Source organism: Streptosporangium sp. NBC_01639 (assembly GCF_045209755.1).
In the GTDB taxonomy this organism is placed as follows: Bacteria; Actinomycetota; Actinomycetes; order Streptosporangiales; family Streptosporangiaceae; genus Streptosporangium.
This window is the reverse complement of the sequence record NZ_CP109272.1, coordinates 8,392,980-8,411,166: the sequence shown is the minus strand read 5'-3', so window position 1 is coordinate 8,411,166 and position 18,187 is coordinate 8,392,980. Positions and strand designations below refer to the sequence as shown.

At 67.1% G+C, this 18,187-nt stretch carries 15 protein-coding genes and 1 pseudogene; 10 read left to right on the top strand and 6 right to left on the bottom strand.

Annotated features, from left to right (window positions below):
- The first annotated feature begins 16 nt into the window (after window positions 1–16).
- From OHA77_RS38170 to OHA77_RS38150, 5 genes are all read left to right on the top strand, one after another.
- On the top strand, window positions 17–1,522 hold the full coding sequence (locus OHA77_RS38170) for an endo-1,4-beta-xylanase (RefSeq protein ID WP_406314046.1): 1,506 nt from the start codon (window positions 17–19) through the stop codon (window positions 1,520–1,522).
- Between the two features lie 59 nt (window positions 1,523–1,581).
- Complete coding sequence (locus OHA77_RS38165) at window positions 1,582–3,006, top strand: non-reducing end alpha-L-arabinofuranosidase family hydrolase (RefSeq protein ID WP_406319945.1); 1,425 nt, start codon at window positions 1,582–1,584, stop codon at window positions 3,004–3,006.
- Window positions 3,007–3,143: 137 nt separating this feature from the next.
- Entirely contained in the window at window positions 3,144–4,958 is a 1,815-nt protein-coding gene (locus OHA77_RS38160; RefSeq protein ID WP_406314044.1) for a family 43 glycosylhydrolase, read from the top strand.
- Window positions 4,959–5,080: 122 nt separating this feature from the next.
- On the top strand, window positions 5,081–6,706 hold the full coding sequence (locus tag OHA77_RS38155; protein WP_406314042.1) for a glycoside hydrolase family 27 protein: 1,626 nt from the start codon (window positions 5,081–5,083) through the stop codon (window positions 6,704–6,706).
- A gap of 409 nt (window positions 6,707–7,115) precedes the next feature.
- Window positions 7,116–8,180, top strand: coding sequence for a protein kinase family protein (locus tag OHA77_RS38150; RefSeq protein WP_406314040.1), 1,065 nt, complete (start codon window positions 7,116–7,118; stop codon window positions 8,178–8,180).
- A 124-nt stretch (window positions 8,181–8,304) separates the two neighbouring features.
- Here OHA77_RS38150 and OHA77_RS38145 read toward each other — a convergent pair whose 3' ends face one another.
- Window positions 8,305–8,589: a DUF1540 domain-containing protein gene (locus tag OHA77_RS38145; protein WP_326823339.1), complete on the bottom strand. Its 285-nt coding sequence runs from the start codon at window positions 8,587–8,589 to the stop codon at window positions 8,305–8,307.
- Between the two features lie 605 nt (window positions 8,590–9,194).
- Between OHA77_RS38145 and OHA77_RS38140 the strand changes: the two genes are divergently transcribed.
- Both OHA77_RS38140 and OHA77_RS38135 read left to right on the top strand, forming a co-directional pair.
- Window positions 9,195–10,361 carry a hypothetical protein gene (locus OHA77_RS38140; protein ID WP_406314038.1) on the top strand — a complete coding sequence of 389 codons (1,167 nt, stop codon included), beginning with the start codon at window positions 9,195–9,197 and terminating at the stop codon, window positions 10,359–10,361.
- Between the two features lie 160 nt (window positions 10,362–10,521).
- Window positions 10,522–11,232 carry a class I SAM-dependent methyltransferase gene (locus OHA77_RS38135; protein WP_406314037.1) on the top strand — a complete coding sequence of 237 codons (711 nt, stop codon included), beginning with the start codon at window positions 10,522–10,524 and terminating at the stop codon, window positions 11,230–11,232.
- Between the two features lie 179 nt (window positions 11,233–11,411).
- Here OHA77_RS38135 and OHA77_RS38130 read toward each other — a convergent pair.
- Together OHA77_RS38130 and OHA77_RS38125 are read right to left on the bottom strand one after the other, a co-directional pair.
- Window positions 11,412–11,927 (bottom strand): annotated as a pseudogene (locus OHA77_RS38130) (IS5 family transposase); the annotation flags it as partial.
- Complete coding sequence (locus tag OHA77_RS38125; protein WP_406319944.1) at window positions 11,912–12,532, bottom strand: LLM class flavin-dependent oxidoreductase; 621 nt, start codon at window positions 12,530–12,532, stop codon at window positions 11,912–11,914. The pseudogene OHA77_RS38130 and the gene OHA77_RS38125, both read right to left, overlap by 16 nt.
- A gap of 602 nt (window positions 12,533–13,134) precedes the next feature.
- Between OHA77_RS38125 and OHA77_RS38120 the strand changes: the two genes are divergently transcribed.
- Window positions 13,135–13,902, top strand: a complete 768-nt coding sequence (locus tag OHA77_RS38120; RefSeq protein WP_406314035.1) for a MerR family transcriptional regulator — start codon at window positions 13,135–13,137, stop codon at window positions 13,900–13,902.
- A 414-nt stretch (window positions 13,903–14,316) separates the two neighbouring features.
- Here OHA77_RS38120 and OHA77_RS38115 read toward each other — a convergent pair whose 3' ends face one another.
- On the bottom strand, window positions 14,317–14,718 hold the full coding sequence (locus OHA77_RS38115; protein WP_406314033.1) for a hypothetical protein: 402 nt from the start codon (window positions 14,716–14,718) through the stop codon (window positions 14,317–14,319).
- Window positions 14,715–14,963 (bottom strand): hypothetical protein, encoded by a 249-nt coding sequence (locus OHA77_RS38110; protein ID WP_406314032.1) that lies wholly within the window; start codon window positions 14,961–14,963, stop codon window positions 14,715–14,717. The genes OHA77_RS38115 and OHA77_RS38110 overlap by 4 nt, the downstream gene beginning before the upstream one ends.
- Before the next feature lie 293 nt (window positions 14,964–15,256).
- On the opposite strand from OHA77_RS38110, the gene OHA77_RS38105 reads away from it, so the two are divergent.
- Complete coding sequence (locus OHA77_RS38105) at window positions 15,257–15,604, top strand: hypothetical protein (protein ID WP_406314030.1); 348 nt, start codon at window positions 15,257–15,259, stop codon at window positions 15,602–15,604.
- Between the two features lie 115 nt (window positions 15,605–15,719).
- Here OHA77_RS38105 and OHA77_RS38100 read toward each other — a convergent pair whose 3' ends face one another.
- On the bottom strand, window positions 15,720–16,454 hold the full coding sequence (locus OHA77_RS38100) for an Lrp/AsnC family transcriptional regulator (RefSeq protein WP_406314029.1): 735 nt from the start codon (window positions 16,452–16,454) through the stop codon (window positions 15,720–15,722).
- Window positions 16,455–16,573: 119 nt separating this feature from the next.
- Here OHA77_RS38100 and OHA77_RS38095 point away from each other — a divergent pair, with 119 nt between their 5' ends.
- Complete coding sequence (locus OHA77_RS38095) at window positions 16,574–18,181, top strand: ABC transporter substrate-binding protein (protein ID WP_406314028.1); 1,608 nt, start codon at window positions 16,574–16,576, stop codon at window positions 18,179–18,181.
- The last annotated feature ends 6 nt before the right edge of the window (window positions 18,182–18,187 follow it).

The window sequence follows — 18,187 nt, the reverse complement described above, 5'->3', positions numbered from 1 at the left end:
AACGAAAGGCACCTTCATGACGACCGAACCACGTCAGCCGGCCGCCCCGCCCGGACGCCGACGGCCGACGAAACTGCTGTCGCTGCTGACCGCGGCGCTGCTCGCCGCCGGCGCCTCCATGGCGCTGGCCGCTCCGGCGAGCGCCGCCTCCACGCTCGGCGCATCGGCGGCCGAACGTGGTGGACGCTACTTCGGCGCCGCCATCGCCGCCGGCAGGCTCGGTGACTCCACCTACGTCAACATCCTGAACCGCGAGTTCAACTCGGTGACCCCCGAGAACGAGATGAAGTGGGACGCCACCGAACCCCAGCGCGGTAACTTCACCTACACCAATGCCAACCGGATCGTGAACCACGCGACCGGCCAGGGCATGAAGATCCGCGGCCACGCGCTGCTCTGGCACTCCCAGATGCCCGGCTGGGCCCAGGGCCTGTCCGGCTCCGATTTGCGCAGCGCCGCCATCAACCACGTCACCCAGGTCGCCACCTACTTCCGGGGCAAGATCCACTCCTGGGACGTGGTGAACGAGGCGTTCGCCGACGGCGGCTCCGGCGGACGGCGTGACTCGAGCCTCCAGCGGACCGGGAACGACTGGATCGAGGCGGCCTTCCGAGCGGCGCGCGCCGCCGACCCCGGGGCCAAGCTCTGCTACAACGACTACAACACCGACGGCGTCAACGCCAAGAGCACCGGCATCTACAACATGGTGCGCGACTTCAAGTCGCGCGGCGTGCCGATCGACTGCGTCGGCTTCCAGTCCCATCTCGGCACCTCGGTGTCGAGTGACTACCAGGCCAACCTCCAGCGCTTCGCCGATCTCGGCGTCGACGTCCAGATCACCGAACTCGACGTGGCCCAAGGGTCCAACCAGGCCAACGTCTACGCCACGGTGGCCCGGGCATGCCTGGCGGTGTCCCGGTGCAACGGCATCACCGTCTGGGGCATCCGCGACAGCGACTCCTGGCGTACCGGGGAGAATCCGCTGCTGTTCGACTCCTCAGGCAACAAGAAGGCCGCCTACACCAGCACGCTCAACGCCCTCAACGGCGGTTCCACCAACCCCACTCCCACGCCGACTCCGGGCCAGATCGACACCAATGCCTGGTACGTGCTGGTCAACCGGACCAGCGGCAAGGCCCTGGACGTCTACAACCTGGCCACCAACGACGGCGCCCGCATCACCCAGTGGGCCCGCAACAACGGCAACCAGCAGCAGTGGCAGTTCGTCGACTCCGGCGGCGGCTACTACCGCGTCAAATCCCGCCACTCCGGCAAGGTCCTGGACGTCAGCAACTTCTCCACCGCCAACGGCGGAGCGGTCGTGCAGTGGTCCGACCTCAACGGCACCAACCAGCAATGGCGCCTGGCGAACTCCGACAGCGGCTACCTGCGCCTGATCAACCGCAACAGCGCCAAGGCCCTGGAGGTCCAGGGCGCCTCCACCGCCGACGGCGCCAGCATCGTCCAGTACGACGACTGGGGCGGCGGCAACCAGCAGTGGCAACTCTCCCGCATCGGATGAAACCGGAGCACATTGTGCGAATCAAATCCTTGGCCGTCATCGTCACGGCGGCCACGTTATTGGTGGGCCTCTTCGTGGCCACCCAGTCCGCCAACGCCGCGACCGTCGACACCAACGCCTGGTACGTGCTGGTCAACCGGACCAGCGGCAAGGCCCTGGACGTCTACAACCTGGCCACCAACGACGGCGCCCGCATCACCCAGTGGACCCGCAACAACGGCAACCAGCAGCAGTGGCAGTTCGTCGACTCCGGCGGCGGCTACTACCGCGTCAAATCCCGCCACTCCGGCAAGGTCCTGGACGTCAGCAACTTCTCCACCGCCAACGGTGGAGCGGTCGTGCAGTGGTCCGACCTCAACGGCACCAACCAGCAATGGCGCCTGGCCGACTCCGACGGCGGCCACGTCCGCCTGATCAACCGCAACAGCAACAAGGCCCTGGAGGTCCAGGGCGCCTCCACCGCCGACGGCGCCAACATCGTCCAGTACGACGACTGGGGCGGCGGCAACCAGCAGTGGCAACTCGTCCAGGTCGGCACCGGACCGAACCCCACACCGACCCCGACACCGACCGGTATGTGTGCTCTTCCGTCGACGTACCGCTGGACATCGACGGGCTCGCTGGCGAACCCGAAGTCGGGATGGGTCTCGCTCAAGGACTTCACCACCGTCCCCTACAACGGCAGACATCTCGTCTACGCCACGACGCACGACACGGGCACGAGCTGGGGTTCGATGAACTTCGGCCTCTTCACCAACTGGTCCGACATGGCCTCGGCCAGCCAGAACACCATGTCCTCCGCCACCGTCGCGCCCTCACTGTTCTACTTCGCCCCGAAGAACATCTGGGTGCTGGCCTACCAGTGGGGCGGGCCCGCCTTCTCCTACCGCACCTCCAGCGACCCCACCAACCCCAACGGCTGGTCCTCACCGCAGACCCTCTTCTCCGGAAGCATCTCCGGCTCCGGAACCGGACCCATCGACCAGGCCGTCATCGGTGACAGCACCAACATGTACCTGTTCTTCGCCGGCGACAACGGCAAGATCTACCGGGCCGGCATGCCCATCGGCAACTTCCCCGGCAGTTTCGGCACGACCTCGACCGTGATCATGAGCGACACGACGAACAACCTCTTCGAAGCCGTCCAGGTCTACAAACTCCACAACCAGAACCGATACCTCATGATCGTCGAGGCGATCGGCTCCCAGGGCCGCTACTTCCGCTCCTTCACCGCCACCAGCCTGGACGGGACGTGGACACCACAGGCCGCGACCGAGAGCAACCCCTTCGCCGGCAAGGCCAACAGCGGCGCCACCTGGACCAACGACATCAGCCACGGCGAACTGATCCGCACCAACCCCGACCAGACCATGACCGTCGACCCCTGCAACCTGCAACTGCTCTACCAGGGACGCAGCCCTAGCTCCGGCGGCGACTACGGCCTCCTGCCCTACCGGCCGGGCCTGCTGACCCTACAGCGCTGACGGCATGACACAGGTCCGGCTCCAACGTTCCTGCTGATCACCCCTGAATCGGTCCCGGGCGCGAGGGGGAGGGAGCGCCCAGCGCCCCCGGGACCACCAGTACCCCCTGTCAAACACGTGTCCGAGGGAGACGACAGGTGAGACCTGCTCTGCGCACGGTCCTGTGCACCGTGGGCCTGCTTCTTGCCACCATGCTGTTCCCGTCCTTGGCCAGGGCGGACAACCCGATCGTGCAGACGATCTACACCGCCGACCCGGCGCCGCTCGTCCACAACGGCCGCCTCTACCTCTATACCGGCCACGACGAGGACGGCTCGACGTACTTCACCATGCGTGACTGGCGGGTGTACTCCACCACGGACATGGCCAACTGGACCGACCACGGCTCACCGATGAGCCTGGCCACCTTCGCCTGGGCCGACGCCAACGCCTGGGCCGGCCACGTCGCCTACCGCAACGGCAAGTTCTACTGGTATGTCCCGGTGCGGAACCGGGCGACCGGCGGCATGGCCATCGGAGTCGCGGTCGGCGACAGCCCCACCGGGCCCTTCCGTGACGCCCTGGGCCGCCCGCTGGTCGAGAACGGCGAGATCGACCCCAACGTCCTCATCGACGACAGCGGCCAGGCCTACCTGTACTGGGGAAACCCCCGCCTCTGGTACGTCCGGCTGAACACCGACATGATCTCCTTCTCCGGCAGCCCGACCCAGATTCCGCTCACCACGGCGGGGTTCGGCACGCGCAACGGCAACGCCAGCCGTCCCACCCTCTATGAGGAGGGGCCGTGGGTCTTCAAACGCAACAACCTCTACTACAACGTGTTCGCCGCTGAATGCTGTTCGGAGTTCATCGGCTACTCCACGGCCCCCAGTGCCACCGGGCCGTGGACCTACCGTGGAACGGTCATGCCGAAGCAGGGGTCGAGCTTCACCAACCACCCCGGGATCATCGACTTCGCCGGGAGCCCGTACTTCTTCTACCACAACGGCGCTCTCCCCGGTGGAGGCGGTTACACCAGGTCAGTGGCCGTGGAGAAGTTCACCTACAACGCCGACGGCACCATCCCGACCATCAACATGACCACCGCCGGACCACCGCAGGTCGGCACCCTCGACCCGTTCGTCCGTCAGGAGGCCGAGACCGTCGCCTGGGCATCAGGGGTGGAGACCGAAGCCTCCGGCGAAGGCGGTATGAACGTCGGTTTCATCGAGAACGGCGACTACGTCAAGGTCAAGGGCGTCGCCTTCGGCACCGGAGCCTCCTCCTTCACCGCCCGCGTGGCCTCGGGCGCCAGCGGCGGCCAGATCGAAGTCCGCCTCGGCAGCGCCACCGGCACCCTCGTGGGCACCTGCACCGTCCCCGGCACCGGCGGCTGGCAGAACTGGACCTCGGTCACCTGTCCCGTCTCCGGTGCCACCGGCACGCGCGACCTCTACCTCCGGTTCGCCGGCGGCAGCGGCTACCTGCTCAACCTCAACTGGTGGCAGTTCACCCCGAGCGGCGGCAGCGGCGGCGGGAACCTGCTGGCCAACGGCACGATGGAGGACGGCACGACAGGCTGGACCAGCTCCGGCGGCACCCTGTCCTCCGCCACCGATGTGGCTCACGGCGGCAGCCGGTCCCTGCTCAACTCCGGCCGTACGGCCGCCTGGCAGGGCCCCCACCAGAACGTGACCGCGCGGCTCACCAACGGCAAGAGCTACACCACGAGCGTCTGGGTCCGCTCGCAGAGCGGCACCCCCAGCGCGAAGGCGACCCTGGCGCTCACCGCGAACGGCACGACGAACTACGTGCAGCTCACCCCGGCGCAGACGGTCAACGCCAACGGGTGGACCCAGCTCACCGGTACCACGACCGTCTCCTGGACCGGGACGCTGACCAACGCCTCCTTCTACGTCGAAACGGCCGCGGGCACCGACGGCCTCCACATCGACGACGCCTCCTTCCAGTGACAGGAGTTGCGCCGGTCGGTGATCCTGACGCGTTTTCCCACCGAGTAACCGCCGGGGCCACGGTGCGGTAAGTGCTGTCCCGCCCCGTGTGTCCGATCTCCATCCACTGAGGAGCGATGTCCATGAGAAAACGAACACGCGCGCTGCTGACCACCGCGGTGTTGGCCATGGTGGCGGTCACCCCCGCCCTTCCCGCGCAGGCGCTGGAGAACGGCGTGGGCCGTACCCCGCCGATGGGGTGGAACAGCTGGAACACCTTCGGCTGCAACATCAACGAGACCCTGATCAGGCAGACGGCCGACGCCATGGTCAGCAACGGCATGCGCGACCTGGGCTACCAGTACGTCGTCGTCGACGACTGCTGGTTCGACCCCAACCGCGACTCCGCCGGGAACATCCAGGCCAGTCCGTCGCGGTTCCCCAGCGGCATGAAGTCGCTCGGCGACTACCTGCACGCCAGGGGCCTGAAGTTCGGCCTCTACCAGGGGCCCCTCGACAAGACCTGCGCCCAGTACTTCAACTCCTACCCGGGCGCGACCGGCAGCCTCAACCACGAGGCCCAGGACGCCCGGCAGTTCGCGGCCTGGGGCGTCGACTATCTCAAGTACGACTGGTGCTCACCCACCGGCACCATCGACGACCAGGTGCGCACCTTCGCCAAGATGCGCGACGCGCTGGCGGCGACCGGGCGGCCGATCCTCTACAGCATCAACTCCAACAGCATCCATTCGAAGACCGGCCCGCAGCGGAACTGGGGCGACGTCGCCAACATCTGGCGCACGACCGAGGACATCACCAACGCCTGGGACACGGGCCAGAGCAACGGCTACCCGATGGGCATCCAGAACATCGTCAACGTCACCGTTCCGCTGGCCTCGTACGCCAAGCCCGGCCAATTCAACGACCCCGACATGATGGAAGTCGGCCGCGGCGGCATGAACGACACCGAGATGCGCAGTCACTTCGCGCTGTGGGCCATGATGGCCTCGCCCCTGATCGCCGGGAACGACGTCCGGAACATGGACAACGCGACCAGCACGATCATGAAGAATCAGAACCTGATCGCCATCAACCAGGACCCGCTCGGCCTCCAGGCCACCCAGATCGGCAACGACGGAACCCGCCGCATCCTGGCCAAACGGCTGAGCAACGGCGACCTCGCGGTCGCCCTGTTCAACCAGGGCGGCAGCACCACCACGATCAGCACCACCGCGTCCGCCATCGGCCTGTCCGGCGACTCCTTCAGCCTGCGTGACGCCTGGACGAACACCGTCACCACGACCACCGGCGCCATCTCGGCGAGCGTCCCATCTCACGGCACCGTCGTGTTCCGGGTCAGTGGCGGCACGATCAATCCCACGCCCACATCTCGCATCCAGGGCGTGGGGTCGGGCCGGTGCCTGGACGTGACCGGCGCCTCCCAGGCCAACGGCACCCAGGTGAACATCTGGGACTGCAACGGCCAGAGCAACCAGCAGTGGACCTCCACATCCGCCGGTGAGCTGCGGGTCTACGGCAACAAGTGCCTGGACGTCAACAACAACGGCACCGCCGACGGAACCGGCGTCCTCATCTGGGACTGCAACGGGCAGAACAACCAGAAGTGGCGCCTCAACACCGACGGCACCATCACCGCCGTCGGCGCGAACAAATGCCTGGACGTCGTCAACAACTCCACGGCCAACGGTGCCAAACTCCAGATCTGGACATGCACCGGCGCCGCCAACCAACGGTGGACCCGCGTCTGACCACAACGCGCTCAAGGTCCGATTCTCCGTACCACGTGAACCGCCAGATCCTGCTCTCAAGGATGTAGCGGTGTAGACGGACGACCACGGGCTCCTGGCCGCTGAGCTGCTTGGACAGCACCTCAGCTACCGGGAGCCCGCGCGCTGAAGGACCGGGGCGTCCCCTACTCCCACTCCGGAATAGCGCCACAGCGCGCCCGACAGCATCGCGCTCGCCCACGGCCCGGTAGCCCGATCGAGTTCATGGTTTCCCGGCTGCCAAGCGTCGCCGAACACCGGACAGAGTGGTCGTGTCCCGTGTGCCGACTGCCGTTGCCCCTTTGACGCTTATCTTGTCCGCCCCCCGGATAGGGTCGATCATGCCGATAGCTCGCCAACGTCTGGCGGGGAGGCTCAGGAGCCACCACTGATGCCCGACCCGGACTCGCGGTACGCCGCGCGCCTGGCCGCCTACGGAGCGGTCTCCACCTGGCTGTCGCTGCTGAGCGACCGCCGACTCGGCCAAGTCGTGGCGGAAGCCACCGCGCTCGGGTCCGGCATCGGCGGCAGGTCGGCGGAGATGGACATCAGCGGGAGGCGGGTCTTCATCAAACGGATCCCGCTGACCGGCATCGAGCTGCGGCCGGAGAACGTGCGCTCGACGGCGAACCTGTTCGAGCTGCCGCTGTTCTACCAGTACGGGGTGGGCTCGGCCGGCTTCGGAGGCTGGCGTGAGCTGGCCGTACACACCATGACCACCAACTGGGTCCTCGGACGGGAGTATGAGGGCTTTCCGCTGATGTACCACTGGCGGGTGCTGCCCGACTCCCCACCCGAGGGGTTCATCGACGAATTCGGCGGCATCGATGGGGCGGTCGCGCACTGGGAGGGCTCGTCTGCCGTCCGTGAACGCCTGGAGGCTCTCGGCCGCTCAACATCCAGCCTGGTGCTCTTCTTGGAACACGTGCCGCAGACTCTCGCCGCCTGGCTGGCCGACTCGCGGAAGACCGCGCCGCGCAGCGGAGAAGGCTCGCCGTACCCCTGGGTGGAGGAAGCTCTGACGCGTGGAACCGCTTTCATGAGCTCTCGCGGGCTCGTCCACTTCGACGCCCATTTCGCCAACATCCTGACCGACGGCCGACTGCTCTACTTCGCCGACTTCGGGCTCGCCCTGAGCGCCGGCTTCGAGCTCACCGCGGCCGAGGCCGCGTTCCTGTCCGAGCATCTCGACTACGACCACTGCTACACCACGGCCCATTTGCTGCGTCACCATCTGCTCGACGACCTGCGCGGCGACATCGACCACCAGGCGTTCCTGCGGGAATGGGTCGCGGGACGACAGCCCTGTGAGGTCCCGCCCGCGACTGCCGCGATCATCGACCGGCACGCCTCGGCGGCCATCGTCTTGAACGAGTTCCACCACCGCCTGGTCAAGAAGAGCAAGCGGACGCCGTTTCCAGCCACCGAGATCAAGCACGCCAGACAAGCCACCTGAGACGGCCTCTCGGCCGCCCAGCCCCGGCGGGCCTGGAAAGCCCCATCGCCGGGCTCTCCATCCGAGGCGTCACTGTATGATCCGAAGCCTTGACCCGCCTGAAGATCCGAGCACAGAACAGGCCCTATGCAGGTGCGTAGGTGAGGCAGTCGACGTCGCTCTGCGTGTAGCCGACGACGATGCCCGGGGCCTGGCATTCGAACTGCACGTTGTGATGGCAGTCGGCCATCCTGCAGGCGCCCACGTGGCCGTTGGCGGTCGGGTCACCGCCCTTCGACTCGACCTTGAAGAAGGTCTCGCACTCCGCGTGAGAGCTGTTGCCGATCGTGATGGCCAGCGCGTGGCAGGTGTGTTCCGTGTTGTACGCGCACGCATCGACTCGACACTCGTTGATGACGGGCATGTCCATGGCTGAAGTCTCCTTCTGCTCGGGCAGTGCCCGGATGCTCCGTTTCTCGGGGCCTGCCGACCAATGGTCTGTTCGGTACCACCGCAGGGCGGTACCGACGCGTCCGGTTGGCACTGGACCGTCGATTCCGCCTCGCGCGTCGTGTCCTCATCGCGGCCTTCGATGCTCACGGTCGGACATGACGCAGCCATGTGCCCCGTGGGGCACACGGTCTCTCCGTCTCATACCGCGTCTGAATCACCCGCACGCTCATGCCGGGCTCAAAGCTTCTCCAAGAGCGGCCGTAGCGGAGTGGAGCCGCCTGGCCTTCCCCCGCCCTCCCGGCGGCTCACTCGCCCACCCCGAGAAGCCGTGACGTCTGAGCCGGTCGACCTGCTCGGCCATGCCAACGAACCGGACATTACGCGTTCAGCGCACCTGAGCCACCGCTCCGGGTGTAGAAAGTGCCTCACAGCGCGAAAGCAGTTGTGAACAGACCGCAGGAGCCCATAAGGGTGCGGCCGGAAATCCGGTCACCTGCACAGACGAAGACGGCCTTGAGCCGGTGCTATCAACACCGGCCCAAGGCCTTGATCAATCAGCCTGCTACCACAGGAGAAAGATCCATGCCCAAGGCTATCGGTGCGCCCGCGCCCATTTCAAACAGCCCCTCTGACCAGGCGTTCAGCACCCGCTGTCGACCCCGTCCCCCGTTTTCGGAGCGCGGACGGAGCGTCCGGCGGGCGGCACCCCCTACCAGCCGGTTCAGCAAGATCGACCACCGGTGGTCCCGCGACGAACGGCTGTCATGGAAGGCTCGCGGTCTCCTGACCTGGCTGAACTCCCACGCACCCGGGTTCCGGGTCTCGGAGAGGAGCATCATCCGCGCCGCCCCCGACGGCCGCGACGCGACCCGCACCGCCATCAGGGAGCTGGAGTCCCACGGCTACCTCGTGCGCGAACGCGAACGAGGTAGCGACGGCAGGCTCGGCGGGGTCGACTACATCCTGTGCGAGCCCTGGGCACCCCCACCCGACCCCACCACCGAAGACACCGCTCCGGCCCTGAACCCGTACCCGGTCCCGGTCCCGGTCCCGGTCCCGGCTCCGGCTCCGGGGACCGTCCCGTCCTCACCTGCGACGGGAAACCCGCCGTTGGCCGCGACCAGCACGAACACGGTGAACCCGCAGGTCACCACCTACGACGGGAAAACCAACGTTGGAAAACCCACCCCCATAAGAAGAACAGACAAGCAAGAAGACCAGCACCCCGAGAAGACCAGAAAAGCCCTTCCTCTTCTCGCCGCAGGCGAGCGTGCGGACCGTAACGCGCGAGACGCCGCCACGACGCCTGCGGCGAAGCCCGAAGAACGCACCCGGATCGCCGCCACCGTCCTCGGCCTGCTGCCCGGCCACTACCGCCACACCCCGGCCTGGCTCCGCTCCCGCCTGCTGAAAAAGATCACCGGGGCCCTGGCCCACCACGCCCCGGAAGCCATCGCCGACTACTGCGCCAAGTTCGCCGCCGACCCGGCGTTCGGGCCCTACGAGCACCTGCGCCGCTTCGACGACACCCTCCGGAAACTGGCCGCCGACATCGCCGACGGCACCGCCTGCCCCGGCTGCGGACGCGACCCCCGCCACCCCTTCTGCACCGCCCGCAGCGAAACGGCCCGCGACGGATATACGCATGACAGCCGGACATACGACGTGCACACCGACTCGGATGCAATGCCGCGTCAGAGACCATTTGCCCTGTGTGGCGCTAATCGGCACCCACGGAGCGCAGGATGATCGTGAAACACCCGATGCCGGACAGGCCGAGCGTGCCAAGATCGCCCGTATGACTTTCGCTCCCAAGGGTTCTGCCGGGCAAGCAGACACCGCAGCCCCCACGCAGCCGTCGTGGATCCGTCCTGTTTCCGAGGGTTCCGCTGGGTCCGCAGAGCAGGCTGTGCCCAACGACTACGACAGGATCGCCGAGGGGTATGCGGCCGAGAACGAGACCAGCCTCCTGAACGCGTACTACGAGCGGCCCGCGATGCTGGAGCTCGCCGGGGACGTGACCGGCCGGCACATCCTCGACGCCGGCTGCGGCTCGGGCCCCCTGTTCCACGCGCTGCGCGATCGAGGCGCCATCGTGACCGGCATCGACGCGAGCGCCGGGATGCTGGAGCTGGCCCAGCAGCGGCTAGGCGCCGACGCGGACCTGCGGGTCGCCGACCTGGCCGACCCACTGCCCTTCCCCGACGACGCGTTCGACGACGTCGTCGCGTCTCTGGTGCTGCACTACCTGGAAGACTGGGGACCGACCCTGGCCGAGCTGCGACGCGTACTGAGGACTGGAGGCCGACTCCTCATCTCGGTCGATCATCCATTCATGAGCACCCTCATGCAGCACATGGCTGGGGAAAAGCCCACGTACTTCGGGACCCGTAACCGGATCGAAGAATGGACCTTGGGCGGGCAGACCGCCCAGATGAGCTTCTGGGACCGGCCGCTGCACGCGATGACCGAGGCCTTCACCGCAGCCGGCTTCCGAATCGCCGTCATCAGCGAACCGTTCCCCGCACCGGGCGCCCGCGAATTGTTCCCCGACGTCTTCGCGGACAAGCCCTCGGGGGCCTTCCTGTGCTTCCTGTTCTTCGTTCTTCAGGCCGACTGACCTGTATCAGGTCACGTTTGCCTTGGCGACGACCGCTCGGAAGCGGCGGTCTTCGGCATCGCGGTTCCGCCAGATCACGTAGCGGCGGATCATTGGGCCGCCGCCAGGTCACCATCGACCCGGTGCCCCCTGCGGATGATCCGTGGCAGCCGTCTAGGGCCTGTTCTGAGTTCGGATCTTTAGGCGGGGTCAAGACTTCGGATCCATAGGATGGCGCCTCGCATGTAGAGCCCAGCGATGTAGCTTTCCGGCGTCTTATCGAAGCGGAAGGCCAGCCCCCGCCACTCCTTCATCCGGTTGATGCAGCGCTCGGCAGTATTGCGTTCCTTGTACAGCGCCGCATCGTGACGGATGGGGCGGCCTCCACGTGAGCCTCGCTTCTTGCGGTTGGCCGCCTGGTCCTTCTTCTCCGGGATGACCGCTCGGATACCGCGCCGACGCAGGTAGCGGCGGTTGGCGCGGGAGGAGTAGGCCTTGTCCGCGGCCACCGCGCCGGACCGGGTGCGGGGCCGGCCGAGCCGGAGGCGGATTTTGATGCCGGCCACAATGGCGATGAAACGAGGACTGTCGGCGGCTTGGCCGGGAGTGAGCAGAAACGACAGTGGACGGCAGCGCCGGTCGGCCGACAGGTGTACTTTGCTGGTCAGCCCACCCCGGGAGCGGCCCAGCTCGGCTGCTTTCAGTCGCACCCGTCGCTATCGAGTACCGGTGGCCCCGCCTCGATGCGCCGCAGCACCGGAGCCAGGCAGTCCACATCGGGGCCGGGATCGAGTTGCCTTTCGTCCCACCAGGTGGCACCCGCGTCGCGCAGCGGGCCGATCACATCCTTGGCCTTGGCCGCGTCCGCCGGAGTGGCGCCACCGACTACGAGGTCGAAGGGGCGCTGGGTGTCGCCTTGTCGATGACCACACACATAGGTGATCAACTCCCGCACGTCCTCGCGGTCCGGCGGGTATCCGTGCAGGGCGTTCTTGAACAGGGGAACCGCGCCGTCCCACCGCGCGGCCCGTCGCATGGGCGGACGGTTCGGCCAGAATCCCCCGATCCACACCGGCGGCCGGGGCCGCTGCACAGTGGCGGGCTGCAGGCTCACGTTCCGCGCCTGGTAGTGCCGACCGTGATGGTCGACGGCCTCGCCCGTCCAAAACCGCCCCAACAACTCCAGCCCTTCGTCCAGCCGCTCGGCGAGCACACGTCGATCGGTGGAGTCGCCGAAGCTGCCGTACTCGTCCTCGACCGGCCCACCCAGCCCCGCGGCGAAGACGACCCTGCCTCCGCTGAGGTTGTCCAGGGTGGCCACCTGCCGCGCGAGTTGCTGCGGCCGATAACGAGCTACCGGAGTGAGCAGCGTCCCCACCTGTTCAGGCAACGGATTATGCGCGGTCACCCAGTGGGGAAGGTACAGCCTGCCCGTGACGCCTATCGCACCTGCCTGGACGGCCCTCCGCTCGGGTCGGTGTCATAGGCCGCAAAGTAGGGGTGTATCCCCAGGTCAGGACAGCGCGCGAGGCCTGTCGGAATCCGCTCACCGACCCGTTTACCGATGTTGATTCTCGGCACGAGTTCTCGACGCTCACCACCTGCGACCTCGTAGTTTCCCGACGAAGTGTCGACAGGCGAAGTCTCGTCTGCCGACACTGACACGCGATTACACAGAGCTACTTTGCGTCCTATGACGCCGACCCGAGCGGAGGGCCTCGTGATCTGAACTCCTAAAGGCCGTAGTCGTATCTCTGCTTGGCCCCTCGTCTCGCCTTGAGGACCTCATCGCCCGCGCGTAACCGCCTTGTGAAAGTCCCCGCTTCCTGATCGCTATTGACCTTCTTGTTACGTCAACTTCTATGGTCGTGAATGAGCCGGAAAGCACCGGCTAGGCGATGGACAAGGACGGGTGAGCCGGTCATGGCATGGTCGATCGCACAGGTGGCCCAGATGTCGGGAGTGACATCTCGGACGCTGCGCCACTACGACGAGATCGGGCTGCTACCGCCTGCACGGGTCGGCGGGAACGGCTACCGCTACTACGAGGAGGACCAGTTGCTGCGCTTGCAGCAGGTCCTGGTGCTGCGTGAGCTGGGCCTCGGCCTGACCGAGATCAAGGAGATCGTCGAGCGGCACACCGACCCCATCGCAGCGCTGCGTGAGCACCACCAGCGCCTGCTGGCGGAGCGTGACCGGCTGGACGAGGTTGCCCGCATGGTGGAGCGCACCATCGCCGAACTTCAGCAGAACGAAGGGAAGACGACCATGTCCAAGATCAGCAGACCGGAAAACCTGTTCGAGGGATTCGACGGTGCACGGTATGAGGCCGACGCCCGCGATCGGTGGCCGGAGGAGTGGCAGCAGAGCGGGCAGCAGGAGCTCCTGTCCAGCCGCACTCCACAGGAGCTGGAGCAGATGCAGCGGGAGGCGACGGCAGGGATGATACGGATGGCCGAGCACATGCTCGACGGCACCCCCGTCGACGCCCCGCAGGTCTTCGCCGACCTCGACGTCCACTATCGGCACCTGAGTGAGTCCTGGACGCCGACCGCGGCGCAGTATCTACACCTGGCCCGGATGCAGGCGCAGGAGGAGCAGTTCCGGGCGAACTACGAGCAGGTCGCCGAAGGCCTGGCCGAGTACATGCGCGACGCCATGACCGCCTACGCGCACGCCCGGCTGAGCTAAACGCGCAATCGCGATTCCCTTGGCAGCTCCTCCGTATCGTCTCAGTCCGCCGTTCGCTGGCGAAGCTCATCCTGACCGTCGCCATAGGCGCGACCGGCCGTAGAGCGCCTGCCGGCGCAGGCATCGACAGATAACTCGTGGTACTCGGTCAAGATGGCCTGCACCTGGTCGGCCAGGAGAGCAGTGACAGGGCGTGGCCGCCTCACTCATCGAACCTGCTGGGCTGGGGCGGCACCGCCCAGGTGAATCCACAACCCGTGATCCGAACCCAGAACAGGCCCTAGCCTCGTCATCATCGATCTCGCGTACATGTGCTTGTTCCGCCACCCAGCCAGGGTGACGGCCACGCGCCGTCCGGCACAGCACCTGGACGGCGTGTCACACCGCAACAGGCAAACGTCGCCCGATCCGGCACTAACCAGCGAGGAGCTTACTGACCGCCTGATGGGAGACCCCGAGCAATGCACCGATGTCCCGATGGGGAAGCCCCTGCTCATGAAGCCGGCGGGCGGCCTCGCGTGAATGACTGACCGCGTCGTCACGCAAACGGTCCGCCTCCCGGCGGATCTCCCTGGTCCGCGCGACCTCCGCGGCGAGTTCCTCGCTTAGGACGGGAACCACCGTGATCTGCCAGGTCGTCGCAGACCGATCGTCGACGTCGGTGTCGAAGCGGACGGCCAGCAGATCACGCACCGTCTCCTCGGCCTGATCAAGCCGCCGCGCCTGCGTATGCGCCGGACGACGCAACCCCGGCCCCTCGATCTCCAACGCCCACCAGCCGCCGGACCGCTGGGCCGTGACCCGGAACTCGTTCACTCGCCCTCCTCCTCGTCATCCTGGCTCATGTCCTGTTGCGCTTCGGCGAGCAGGGCGCCCCACTCCTTGAGAATGCCCCTGGCCGTCAACTCGTTGACTTCAGCGTGACGCGGCACGATGACCGCGTCTCCCCGGACATACCACTTGTCGTGGCCACCGCCATGCACATCGGGCGTCTTCGAAAACTCGAAGCCGTATTGCTTGGCCAGGCGCGCCGTCCGGCCAAGCAGCGCGTTCCGTTTCATTCAGCATGGTCAATGCGGTTGCCAGCATCAAGGCAACTGGCTTGCCTAAGCATCCGAATAGATCCTGTCTGCGGCTATCTCGCCCATGCATGCCGCAAAGCGGGTGGTAGCGGCCACAGCGCCTCCACCACCCGCTCCTGAGCATACGGACGACAGCCGCCGAAGGGCGTGCGGATCTCGTCCGCGCCGCCGGACCGGCACCTGACTGGACAGATCATCGTTCCCGAATGTCGTAGTGCGCAGAACGTCCAGCCTCGGTTGCGGATGCCCGCTGGAGCGGCACGATGCGAGACGTGAACGACAACAACCTTCTCAACGACCGCAGGTTCGTCATGGTCAGCTCGACGGCCAGCGCGGTGGATCCGGACGGGCCGACCACGTTCGCCTACCGGGAGTCCGACGGGATCATCTGGGGCGACTACACCGGCGACACGGTGGTTCACGGACGATTCGTCGGCACCAGGGACGGCGACCGGCTGGAGATCACCTACGTCCACCTGCTCAAGACCGGAGAGCGCGCCGGCGGGCAGGGCGGCAGCCGCATCGAGACCCTCCCCGACGGACGGCTGAACCTGGTCGAGGAGTTCCAGTTCGCCGGGGACGACACGCTGCACGTGAGCGTGTGCGCCGAGGTGGCCTGATCGGGACTTCTCCGTGGCGATCCGCTGCCGGGAAGCGTACGGCCCGTGCCCGCGCGCCGAGGGGTGCGCTTCCCGGCGGACGGTCACCGGCGGGCAGGCCGCCGCGCCGGACGGTTCAGGCGTCCCGCTGGAGCTGGGCGCGGCCCTCGGCCGCACCCACGAAACGCATCATGCCCAGCGGCACCTCTCCCCCGGGACCCGTGGGGCCGCCGGCTCCGGAACCGCCGGAGCCACCGGCGCCGCCCGATCCCCCGGCGTTCCTGGCCCCTCCGGGGCCACCGGCGGACTCGGCGGGGTCATGAGCCGGGCGGCGGGCGGACCTGCCCGGGCCCCGGTCGCTCGGCAGGACGTAGGGCCGCCTGAGCACCTCGTCCAGGATGAAGACCGTCTCGGTGGCCTTGACCGCGGGGATGTTGGCCAGCCGGTCGGTCACCATCGCGTGCACGGCGGCGACGTCGGTCACCCGGACCTGGATCATCGCGTCGTGCTGGCCCGTCGTGATCGCGCAGTACTCCACCTCGGGCATCGCCGCGAGCTGGGCGCGGAACTGGCGCCACATCTGCTGCCGGACGGTTACGAAGATCAACGCGGTGATGCCGAGACCCGCGCGGACGTGGTCGATCTCCGCCGTGAACCGCTTGATCGCGCCGTCGGCGCGCAGCGCCTCGAACCGGGTATAGGCGTTCGCCCGGGAGATGCCGACCCGTTCGGCCAGAGCCGCCACGGAGATCCTGCCGTTCTCGCGCAGCACCTCAAGGATCTTCAGGTGTGTCGCGTCAAGTTCCAGGCCGATGCCGATCCGTCCAGGTTGACCACCCTCGGGAGCCGAGTTCCTTGACGTTTCGGACATCGCCCTACCCCTTAAGTCAGATTTGTCTCAGCTTAACCCCATGAGCTGGACTTTCTGCCGGACAATCCTCGAACATCGGCGACCAAACGTCCACAAGGACCTTTTTCGGAGGACACAGAATGGCGATCCGTTCACGGCGCCCCGGAGCGAAGGCAGCTCTGCTGCCGGTGCTGCTCACCGGCGCCCTCGCCCTTGCCGCCTGTTCCAGCGGCGGTTCGTCCACGTCGTCCCAGAGCGGTGGCACCACCGCCGCCAAGACGCTCGTGATCGACACCTCCTTCGACCTCAAGACGGCCGACCCCGGGCGCACCTATGAGCCGACCGGCCTGTTCATCGGCAAGGCGGCCTACGAGACCCTGCTGACGTTCGAGGGTTCCGACGTCACCAAGCCGGTGCCGGCTCTCGCCGAGTCGTTCGAGCTGTCCGACGACGGCAAGGAGCTGACGCTCAAGCTCCGCAAGGACGCCACGTTCGCCGACGGCTCGCCGCTCACGGCCGACGACGTCGTCTTCTCGCTGGACCGCGTGCGTGACATGAAGGGCACGCCGTCGTTCCTGCTCGACGGTGTGAAGGTGGCCAAGACCGACGCGGACACGATCACGCTCACCTCGAAGAACCCCAACCCGGCGCTGCCGTACATCCTGCCCAACCCCGCGCTGGGCATCCTCAACTCCAAGGTGGCCAAGGAGCACGGCGCCACCGCCGACACCGGCGACAAGGCCGAGCAGTACCTCAACTCCGCCTCGGCGGGCTCGGGTCCGTACACGATTGAGTCGTTCAACGTCAGCAGCCAGGTCGTGCTCAAGGCCAACGCCAAGTACTGGGGCGCGACCAAGCCGGTCTACCAGAAGGTCGTGATCCGCAACGTCGAGGCCGCGACGCAGAAGCTCAACATCTCGCGTGGCGACAGCCAGGTCGCGCTGAACCTCTCCGGCGACCAGGTCACCGGGATCACGGGCGATCTGCAGGTCCAGAAGACGCCGTCGGCCAACGTGATCTTCCTGCTCGCCAACCAGGACTCCTCGGTCAGCAAGGTCACCTCCAACCCGAAGTTCGCCGAGGCCGTACGCAAGGGCGTCGACTACGCGGGACTGCTGGAGCTGGCCGGCGAGGGCTCGGTGCAGGCCCCCGGAATCATCCCCTCGATGCTCCTGGGCGCGCTCCCGCCGGAGCAGGCGGCCAAGCGTGACGTCGAGGGCGCGAAGGCGGCGCTCAAGGAGAGCGGGGTGACCGACCCGACGGTCAAGCTGGAGTACCCCAGCGAGCTGACCGTCAACGGCCTGTCCTTCCAGCCACTCGCCGAGCGGGTCCAGGCCAACCTCAAGGAGGTCGGCATCACGGTGGAGCTCGCTCCCGCGCCGATCACCACGGCCCTGGACAACTACCGCAACGGCAAGGAGGAGCTGGGCCTGTGGTACTGGGGCCCCGACTACCCGGACCCCAGCGACTACCTGGCGTTCCTGCCGGGCAAGCTCGTGGGTCTGCGAGCCGGCTGGAAGGCCGGGGCCGACAAGGAGCTGGAGGCGGCCGGCGCCAAGACGGCCGCCACGGTCGGCGACGAGGCGCGTAAGAAGGCCTACGTCGATCTGCAGACGGGGCTGAACGCCTCGGGGGCGTTCATCCCGCTCATCCAGCCCAGCCAGAACATCGTGACGGCCGCGTCCGTCACCGGCCTGGAGTACCACCCGGTGTGGACCGTCGACGTCGCCGACCTCGGCACCAAGTAAGGACCA

Bases quoted from the DNA above. Each gene is read 5' to 3' on its own strand.
- OHA77_RS38170 (WP_406314046.1), top strand. From the start codon at position 17: ATGACGACCGAACCACGTCAGCCGGCCGCCCCGCCCGGACGCCGACGG.
- OHA77_RS38155 (WP_406314042.1), top strand. From the start codon at position 5,081: ATGAGAAAACGAACACGCGCGCTGCTGACCACCGCGGTGTTGGCCATG.
- OHA77_RS38150 (WP_406314040.1), top strand. From the start codon at position 7,116: ATGCCCGACCCGGACTCGCGGTACGCCGCGCGCCTGGCCGCCTACGGA.
- OHA77_RS38145 (WP_326823339.1), bottom strand. From the start codon at position 8,589: ATGGACATGCCCGTCATCAACGAGTGTCGAGTCGATGCGTGCGCGTAC.
- OHA77_RS38140 (WP_406314038.1), top strand. From the start codon at position 9,195: ATGCCCAAGGCTATCGGTGCGCCCGCGCCCATTTCAAACAGCCCCTCT.
- OHA77_RS38120 (WP_406314035.1), top strand. From the start codon at position 13,135: ATGGCATGGTCGATCGCACAGGTGGCCCAGATGTCGGGAGTGACATCT.
- OHA77_RS38110 (WP_406314032.1), bottom strand. From the start codon at position 14,963: ATGAAACGGAACGCGCTGCTTGGCCGGACGGCGCGCCTGGCCAAGCAA.
- OHA77_RS38100 (WP_406314029.1), bottom strand. From the start codon at position 16,454: ATGTCCGAAACGTCAAGGAACTCGGCTCCCGAGGGTGGTCAACCTGGA.
- OHA77_RS38095 (WP_406314028.1), top strand. From the start codon at position 16,574: ATGGCGATCCGTTCACGGCGCCCCGGAGCGAAGGCAGCTCTGCTGCCG.